At 34.6% G+C, this 7,908-nt stretch carries 7 protein-coding genes; 6 read left to right on the top strand and 1 reads right to left on the bottom strand.

Translation table 11 applies throughout. From position 1 onward, the window contains the following. Positions 1-101 precede the first annotated feature (101 nt). From ruvC to metA, 6 genes are all read left to right on the top strand, one after another. On the top strand, positions 102-578 hold the full coding sequence (gene ruvC / locus AAID94_08980; GenBank protein ID XAK23947.1) for a crossover junction endodeoxyribonuclease RuvC: 477 nt from the start codon (positions 102-104) through the stop codon (positions 576-578). A gap of 193 nt (positions 579-771) precedes the next feature. After that, positions 772-3,345, top strand: coding sequence for a flagellar hook protein FlgE (flgE, locus tag AAID94_08975; GenBank protein XAK23946.1), 2,574 nt, complete (start codon positions 772-774; stop codon positions 3,343-3,345). Positions 3,346-3,770: 425 nt separating this feature from the next. Then, positions 3,771-5,042 carry an aminotransferase class I/II-fold pyridoxal phosphate-dependent enzyme gene (locus AAID94_08970; GenBank protein ID XAK23945.1) on the top strand — a complete coding sequence of 424 codons (1,272 nt, stop codon included), beginning with the start codon at positions 3,771-3,773 and terminating at the stop codon, positions 5,040-5,042. An 11-nt stretch (positions 5,043-5,053) separates the two neighbouring features. After that, positions 5,054-6,094 (top strand): YeeE/YedE family protein, encoded by a 1,041-nt coding sequence (locus AAID94_08965; protein XAK23944.1) that lies wholly within the window; start codon positions 5,054-5,056, stop codon positions 6,092-6,094. 3 nt (positions 6,095-6,097) lie between these two features. After that, complete coding sequence (locus AAID94_08960; protein XAK23943.1) at positions 6,098-6,319, top strand: sulfurtransferase TusA family protein; 222 nt, start codon at positions 6,098-6,100, stop codon at positions 6,317-6,319. 10 nt (positions 6,320-6,329) lie between these two features. Then, the gene (gene metA / locus AAID94_08955) at positions 6,330-7,211 is read left to right on the top strand and encodes a homoserine O-succinyltransferase (protein XAK23942.1); all 882 of its coding nucleotides are present in this window, start codon (positions 6,330-6,332) and stop codon (positions 7,209-7,211) included. Between the two features lie 4 nt (positions 7,212-7,215). Here the strand turns inward: metA and AAID94_08950 are convergent, their stop codons facing one another. Further along, the gene (locus AAID94_08950; GenBank protein XAK23941.1) at positions 7,216-7,815 is read right to left on the bottom strand and encodes an NAD(P)/FAD-dependent oxidoreductase; all 600 of its coding nucleotides are present in this window, start codon (positions 7,813-7,815) and stop codon (positions 7,216-7,218) included. Between the last annotated feature and the right edge of the window lie 93 nt (positions 7,816-7,908).

Below are 7,908 nucleotides of genomic sequence, written 5' to 3'. Positions count from 1 at the left end.
AATCTCTCTTTAGTCTTTGTAAGCTTATAAATTTTATCTTAAATTTTATAAAAAAAGGTTAAAATTTATTTTTTGCATTTCATTAAATACAAAGGAAAAATTTGAAAATTTTAGGTATAGATCCTGGTTCAAGAAATTGTGGTTATGCTATCATAGAGGCAAATAAGGGTAAAAATACCTTAATCGAAGCAGGACTTATAAAGATACAGCCTAGCACTTTACAATACCAAATCACAGAGCTTTGCGAGGGTTTGGATTTGATTTTTAAAAACCATTCTTTTGATGAGGTAGCCATAGAGGATATCTTTTTTGCTTATAATCCAAAAACCGTTTTAAAGCTCGCCCAATTTCGCGGAGCCCTATCCTTAAAAATTCTTCAAATTCATGGAGACTTTGCAGAATACACCCCCTTGCAAGTAAAAAAAGCCGTTACAGGCAAGGCAAAAGCGACTAAAGAACAAGTAGCCTTTATGGTAAAAAGACTTTTAGGACTGAGTAAAGATATCAAGCCTTTAGATATCACTGATGCCATAGCAGTCGCTTTAACGCACGCAGCAAATTTAAGAGTTAGGGTATGATTTTATTACACAAAAGCCCCAAACTCCATAAATTCTCAAAATACCTTTAAATTTTTTCTATATTTTTAAAAAATTTCATAAAAAATTTCTAAAGTTGGAACAGAACTTGCTTATAAACTCTACATAAACGCAAAAAGTTTTTCGAAACTTCAAGCGTCATTTTAAAAAAGCAATATTTTATAAAGGATTTAAAATGATGAGATCACTTTGGTCTGGCGTAAGCGGACTTCAAGCACACCAAGTTGCAATGGATGTTGAGGGTAATAACATTTCAAATGTTAATACTAACGGTTTTAAATATTCTCGTGCAGATTTTGGAACAATGTTTTCTCAAACCGTTAAAATCGCTACTACTCCAACGGATGGAAGAGGAGGGCAAAACCCACTTCAAATCGGACTTGGAGTTTCGGTGAGTTCTACAACAAGAATTCATTCTCAAGGTTCGGTTCAAACTACCAATAGTAATACTGATGTAGCGATCAATGGCGATGGCTTTTTTATGGTAAGTGATGATGGCGGACTTACAAATTATCTTACTCGCGATGGAGCTTTCAAACTCGATGCTTATGGTAACTTTGTAAATAACTCAGGCTTTATCGTTCAAGGGTGGAATATCAATTGGGATGATCAAACCATAGACAGCTCAAGAAGCCCACAAAATATCTTTATCGATCCAGGTATGCATATCCCTGCAGCAAAATCCACTGAAGTAGCTATCAAAGCAAATTTAAATAGTGGTTTAAATATAGGAACTTCAAGTAGAAATCTTTATGCATTGGATTCAGTTCATGGTTACAATAATAAAACTCAAAGAGCTGAAGATGAAAACGATACAGGAACAACTCAATTTTATACCACTTCTAAAAATTCTGTTGAAGTTACAGAAAAAGGTGTGGATGCAGGCTCACTTTTCAATGCAAGCGGAACAGGGCTTAATCTAAGAGATGGACAAGGAATTTGGGTTTCTTATGCGGATGCGAAGTATTCGACCAATAAAGTAGGTGCTAGTGCTTTTGATCCAAATTTACAAGCAAATCAAACTGTAGCTTTTTGGGGAAGTGCAGATCAAAGAGTAAATTTAGATATAACTTTAAATGGTGTAAAAATTCAAAATGCTGAAATTCAAAACATTGATGATGCTATCGCTTATATCAATACCTTCACCGCTCCAACCGACACAAGAGATGGAACAGGGGTAAGAGCAGTTAAAAGTGCAGATGGCTCGGGTATAGAATTTGTCAATGATAATTCAGATGGTACTACAGATAATATGAAAAATATTAATCTTATAGTTGCAAATACAAACACAGCAGGAGAACTTTGGAATGCTGTATGGGACGGTGCCGCAAATAGTTTTACATTTAATCAAAATACTCCAAATATAAATAGAAATGGTTCTTCTTTATGGACAGCTGATACAATGGCACCTAATCCACCAGATGGTACCGATATAACATTAACAGGAACAGATAGGGTAGAAGTTATCACTGCTCATAAATATATCTATAGTTCAAATCCTGTAGATATAGGCCCTATGACAAATCCTGATGGTGGCCCTGCTTTTACAGATGACGATGGCGATCCTGGTACAAGACCAACCGATCCTGCTTCAGCAGCTTATTGGGATGCTATTAATGGCGGACTTTTAAATACCAATGCAAGAACCTTTAGAACCACAGAGGATTTAAGAGAGCTTTTACAAAGAGATGCTAGATATGGGGTGGATTATGATGGAAGTGGTGATTTTGCAGTAGCAGATGTCAATCAAGCTGTAAAGGTTGTCGTAACAGCTAATGGAAATTTTGCTATCTCTAATGCTAAAGAAAATTCAAGTATACCAGCTAATGCAGGTATAGGCATAGGCGCTGTAACTGCAACTGAACCAAAAGCAATGAGTTTTAATATCACTGCTTATTCTAATAAAGCTGGCACAGTAAGCACTAACGATGCTTTTACGGCTATCTTTAAAGCTTGGGATGGTCCTTTAACAGTGGGTGGTTCGATCAAAGAAAGTGAGCAACTTAAGCTTTCTGCTTTTTCAGCAGGACTTGAAATTTTTGACTCTTTAGGCTCTAAACATACTTTAGAAGTGCAATTTGTCAAGCAAAATACCACTCAAGATGGGGGTAATGAATGGCAAATGATCATCCGCGTTCCAGAGCCTGCAGAGATCAACACCACAGGCGAAGGCCCAAATAATATCATCGTAGGAACAGCAAGATTTAACAATGATGGTTCTTTGGCAAGCTATACACCAAGAACGATTAATTTCTCGCCAAATAACGGTGCTGCGCCAAATCAACAAATCAAGCTTTCTTTTGGAACAAGTGGAAGCAATGACGGGCTTGTAAGCTCAAATTCAGCTTCAACTCTAACAGGACAAGCAACTGATGGTTATGCTTCAGGAAACTTAAAGCCTGAAGCTATACGCGTAGATGAAAAAGGAAATCTTTTAGGTGAATTTACCAATGGTAAAACCTTTGCAGTAGCTAAAATCGCAATGGCTTCAGTAGCCAATAACTCAGGTCTTGAAGAAATAGGTGGAAATCTTTTCAAAGTTACTGCAAATAGTGGTAATATAGTAGTAGGCGAAGCAGGAACAGGGGGTCGTGGTGAGATGAAAACCTCAGCGCTTGAAATGTCAAATGTGGATTTAAGTCGTGCTTTAACAGAGCTTATCATTATACAAAGAGGTTATCAAGCAAACTCAAAAACCATTTCAACAAGCGATCAAATGCTTCAAACCTTAATCCAGCTTAAGCAATAATTATCTTAAGCTTTTTAGATTCTTTATAAAATTTCCCGCCTTGTGCGGGATACAACCTTGCTTTACAAGCCTATCTTGGTAGCCTTGTAATACTAGGTTGGGCTTGAACTGCCTTCAATTTATTGCTAACTCGCTCTTTTTAAGAGTGAGTTGCAATAAAATTTTAAGCAATGTGATATAAATTTTTTAAAATTTAATTTTATTTTTATTTTTTAAAGATAAAATAATCAATAATTTTTTAGAAAGGAGAAAAAATGTCTTATATTAGTTTTAATTTAATGCTTTCTTCTTTCTGTATGCGTGCTTGGCACGCTTAATCTACTCGTATATACTCATATTCTATAAATTTACATTTCCAAACAATCTAGTTTAAAGCCGATAAAAGGCTTTTTAGTATTTTTTTAATTAACAAAAAAGGATAAAAAATGAATTTTACTAAAGAAACTTTAGCATTACACGGAGCTTATAATTTTGACACTCAAAGAAGTATTAGTGTGCCTATATATCAAAACACTGCATATAATTTTGAAAATTTAGATCAAGCTGCAGCGAGATTTAATCTTCAAGAACTTGGCAATATTTACTCAAGGATAGGCAATCCTACAAGCGATGTTTTAGGACAAAGACTTGCTAATGTCGAGGGTGGGGCTTTTGGAATTCCTGTTTCTAGTGGTATGGCAGCTTGTTTTTACGCACTTGTGAATTTGGCAAGTTCGGGGGATAATGTCGCGTATTCAAACAAAATTTATGGTGGAACTCAAACCTTGATTTCTCATACACTTAAAAATTTCGGTATAGAAGCTAGGGAATTTGATATAGATGATTTGGATAGCTTAGAAAAAGTTATAGATCAAAACACAAAAGCGATTTTTTTCGAAAGTCTTTCAAATCCTCAAATTGCCATAGCTGATATAGAAAAAATAACCCAAATAGCAAAAAAACATAAAATCGCTACTATTTGTGATAATACCGTTGCTACTCCTTTTTTACTCCAACCTTTTAAACATGGTGTAGATATAATCGTGCATAGTTTAAGTAAATATGTAAGCGGTCAAGGCAGTGCTTTAGGCGGCGCACTCATAGAAAGAAAAGATTTAAATGACTTGCTTAAAAATAACGATAGATATAAAGCTTTTAACACTCCTGATCCAAGTTATCATGGACTGAATTTAAATACACTTGATTTGCCAATTTTTAGCATTAGAATCATCATCACTTGGCTTAGAGACTTAGGAGCTAGCTTAGCGCCTCAAAATGCTTGGTTGCTTTTACAAGGACTTGAAACTTTAGCAGTGCGTATAGAAAAACACAGCCAAAATGCTGAAAAAGTTGCGAATTTTTTAAATTCTCATCCTGATATCAAGGGTGTAAATTATCCTACTTTAACAAGCAATGCTTATCATAATTTATTTAAAAAATATTTTGATAAAAATTTTGCTAGTGGACTTTTAAGCTTTGAAGCTAGAGATTATGAGCATGCTAGAAGAATTTGTGATAAAACTCAACTTTTCTTACTTGCTGCAAATTTAGGTGATAGTAAATCTTTGATCATCCATCCTGCTTCTACTACTCATTCGCAACTAAGCGAAGAAGAACTTCAAAAAGCAGGCATTAAGAAAACCACTGTGCGTTTAAGCATAGGACTTGAAAATAGCGATGATTTGATAGCGGATTTAAAACAAGCTATAGAAAGTTAAAGAGTGTGTTTATGTTAAGTGGAATTATAGTTGGTTTGTTATTAGGCTTTGTTTTGCAAAGGGGACGATTTTGCGTTGTAGGAGCTTATAGAGATGTATTTTTAAGTAAAAAATTTACAATTTTTATAGCACTTTTTATCGTCGTTGCATTGCAAAGCATTGGTGTTTGGGCTCTTCATTCTTTAGGATATATTTCGATTAAGCCTCAAGAATTTTATTGGCTTTCAACGATTATTGGTGGGATTATTTTTGGTTTTGGTATGGTAATCGCAGGTGGCTGTGCCACAGGAACTTGGTATAGAGCAGGAGAGGGCTTGATTGGTTCTATCGCGGCTTTATTGTTTTATGCTTTTAGTGCAAGTGCTGTAAAATATGGAGTTCTTTTGCCTTTGCAGGATAATTTAAATACTTTTAAAATTTCTGATGGAACTTTTTATCAAAGCTTGGGAATTTCTCCTTGGATTTTGGTGCTTGTATTGAGTTTGGTTGTCGGCTTTTTTGTGATTAAAGAATTACGCAAACCGCGCCTTAAAGTCGCAAGATTAAAGCCTAGAAAACAAGGAATTTCACATATATTGTTTGAAAAATCATGGCACCCTTTTGTTACGGCTGTTTTGGTTGCATTGATTGCTATTTTAGCTTGGCCTCTTTCAAGCTGGAGTGGAAGAAATTCTGGTTTAGGGATTACAACTCCTTCGGCAAATCTTGTGCAATACCTTAGCACAGGTGATATTCAGTTTGTTGATTGGGGAGTTTTTTTAATTCTTGGAATCGCACTTGGATCTTTTTTAGGTGCTAAATTATCAGGAGAATTTAGATTTCGTCTTCCTGATAAAAAAACCCTAGCTTATGCGAGCATAGGAGGAATTTTAATGGGGGTTGGAGCTTCTCTTGCTGGAGGCTGTACCATAGGTAATGGACTGGTAGAAACATCACTTTTTTCGTATAAAGGTTGGGTTGCTACGGTATTTTTCTTAATAGGTGCTTATATAGCTACTTTTTATACAATTATATTGCCTACGCGTAAGGCAACACAAAAAATACAAGGATAAGATATGGTAACTTTAGATACTAGAGGAAAGGTTTGTCCCTTTCCACTCGTTGAAGCAAAGAATTTGGTTCAAACTTTAAAAAGCGGTGAAGAATTAGAAATTCTTTTTGATTGTACACAAGCTACTGAAACAATCCCACAATGGGCTGCTGAAGAAGGGCATGAGATCGTTGATTTTGAACTTTTAGGCGATGCAGAATGGAGAATAAAGCTTATTAAAAAATAAAGGAGAAAAAATGCCACTTATTATTCCAGAAAATATACCCGCTTATGAGCTTTTAAAAGAGCATGCTTTTATCATGGGATCAAGGAGGGCAAAACATCAAGATATCCGTCCGCAGGAGATTTTAATCATCAATCTTATGCCAAAAAAAATTGAAACAGAAAATCAAATTTTAAGCTTACTTGCAAATTCTCCTTTGCAAGTAAATATCACACTTTTAGCTACTACTAGCTATGTGGGTAAAAACACTCCTTTTACTCATTTGGAAAAATTTTACAAAGGTCTTGAAGAGGTTAAAAAACGCAAATTTGATGGTGCTATTGTAACAGGAGCTCCTGTGGAACAAATGGATTTTGAAAAGGTTGCTTACTGGGAAGAATTGCTAGAAATTTTTGATTTTTTACAGCAAAATGTAACAAGTTCTATGTATATTTGTTGGGGTGCTATGGCTGCTTTAAAACATTTTTATGGCGTAGATAAAATCGCTTTAGATAAGAAAATTTTTGGAATTTATAAGCATGATAAAGTTTCACCCGATTTACTTTTAACGAATTTAGACGAAAAAGTTTTAATGCCTCATTCAAGACATTCTAGTATGGATGAAGAGCAAATTTCGGCACTACAAAAACAAGGAAAATTGAAAGTTTTGCTTAGAAATAAAAAAATTGGTTCGGCTTTGTTAAGAGATGAAAAGAATATTTTTATTTTAGGCCATTTGGAGTATTTTAAAGATACTTTACACCAAGAATATGTAAGAGATAATTTCATACAAAAAGCTAAAAATTATTATGATAAAAAAGGCAATATAAAATACAATTGGCGTTCAAATGCAAATACTATTTTTGCAAATTGGCTCAATTATGATGTGTATCAAAGCACACCTTTTGTGCTTTGATGAATTAATTTCTTGTAGTAGGGGTATCATGATATACGCTTACTACGCCTTTGATATCGCTCAAAATCGCGCAAGCTGCTTCATTGGCACTTCCCATAGCGCAAGCTACCATGGTGGTAACACCTGAAGCAAGTCCTGCTGCATAAATTCCTTCTTTGATCATTTGTCTTCCATGATGTTTGAAACAAAATTTGTTTGGTTTTGGCATAAGTTCATGAGGTATGACAAAGTCTTCAAGCCCTTTGATTTCACTTTTAGTTGCTCCTGTTGCTACGATGATATAATCTGCTTTTATACCCAAACCTTGCTCATCACTAACCGTAAAATCGCCTTTTTCTCCACTAATGCTTACTACTTTTGAATCGATATATTTTACCTCAAGCATAGAAGCAATTTGTGCTTTTATGTGAGTGTAAATTTCATCTGCTTTTGCACCTTTTGGAAAAAAAGGAACATTATAAATTGCTGCTGCTTTTAAATCCGCTTTATCATCATCAAAAATAGTGATATCAAAATCAAGCTCATCATTTTTAGCTGAAGCAAAAAATAAAGCTGCGCTAAGTCCTGCTACACTGCCGCCTATAATTACAATTGATTTTTTCATTTTTTTCCTTTTTTAAAAATTTGTCTTATTCTAGTATAAAAAGCTTTATTTAATCTAATATCTATATTTTTTATGTAATTTGCTAAAAATATT

Source organism: Campylobacter coli (assembly GCA_039516895.1).
Taxonomy (GTDB): Bacteria; Campylobacterota; Campylobacteria; order Campylobacterales; family Campylobacteraceae; genus Campylobacter_D; species Campylobacter_D coli_B.
The sequence above is the reverse complement of the archived record's forward strand: the minus strand, read 5'-3'. Positions and strand labels throughout refer to the sequence as shown.